The organism is Paraburkholderia sp. SIMBA_030, from assembly GCF_046535245.1.
GTDB lineage: Bacteria > Pseudomonadota > Gammaproteobacteria > Burkholderiales > Burkholderiaceae > Paraburkholderia.
Map to the genome: position 1 here is coordinate 1 of NZ_JAWRXB010000733.1, position 265 is coordinate 265.

The 265-nt window shown below is 59.2% G+C and carries 1 pseudogene; it reads right to left on the reverse strand.

Annotation, left to right across the window (positions count from 1 at the left end):
* A pseudogene (locus SB772_RS41895) lies at positions 1-265 on the reverse strand (NAD(P)-dependent oxidoreductase); the annotation flags it as partial.

Below are 265 nucleotides of genomic sequence, written 5' to 3' on the forward strand. Positions count from 1 at the left end.
GGGTGTTGGTCTGGTGCGACAGCTCGGCCGCCGCCAGGATGTTGCCTTCGGAAACCAGCTTCAACCAGTTGGGGATGAAGTTGTGCACCGGGCACTTCCACTCGCAATACGGGTTACCGCAGCCCAGGCAGCGGTGCGCCTGCTCCACGGACTGCTGCGGCTTGAAGGGCTCGTAGATTTCGACGAACTCTTTCTTGCGCTGGCGCAGCAGCTTTTTCTTCGGGTCTTTACGCCCCACTTCGATGAACTGGAAGTCGTTGTTCAG